At 64.7% G+C, this 510-nt stretch carries 1 pseudogene; it reads left to right on the forward strand.

Annotation, left to right across the window (positions count from 1 at the left end):
* A pseudogene (locus tag NKJ76_RS32360) lies at positions 1–320 on the forward strand (transposase); the annotation flags it as partial.
* Positions 321–510 lie beyond the last annotated feature (190 nt).

Raw genomic sequence — 510 nt, forward strand, 5'->3', positions numbered from 1 at the left:
TGGCGCCGCCGGCCGAGACATTCCGCTCCGGGCGCGACTTTGCAGCCTGGATCGGGCTGACGCCGATCCAGCGCTCAACCGGCGGCAAAGAACGGCTCGGACGAACGTTCCGGATGGGTGAGCGAACGCTACGGCGCCTGCTCATCATTGCATCCAGCGCCGTGGTTCGACGGGCCAAACGCAAAGGCGTGCCATTGCTCGTGGCTTCATAGAATGCTGGCGCGCAAGCCACCGATGCTAGTGACTGTGGCGCTGGCCAACAAGACCGCGCGCATCGCAACGAAGCGGGGATCTACCGAGCTCCGACCGTCGCCGCCTGAGTGCGGGAAGCGGTCGAGGCTGTCTGGAGGGCGTGAGAAGGTCGAAGGACAGATATGGCGCAACGTCGGAGAGGCGGGATCAGGAGAACCAGGCGCATGGGGAGCGCTTCGAGCGCGTTCCAGTGATGTGGACCTGATACTCGAACTCCCATACGGGCCCGCAGCCATGAGAAGGCCGCAATGAGAGGCC

It is taken from the genome of Mesorhizobium sp. M0029 (genome assembly GCF_040323735.1).
Taxonomy (GTDB): domain Bacteria; phylum Pseudomonadota; class Alphaproteobacteria; order Rhizobiales; family Rhizobiaceae; genus Mesorhizobium.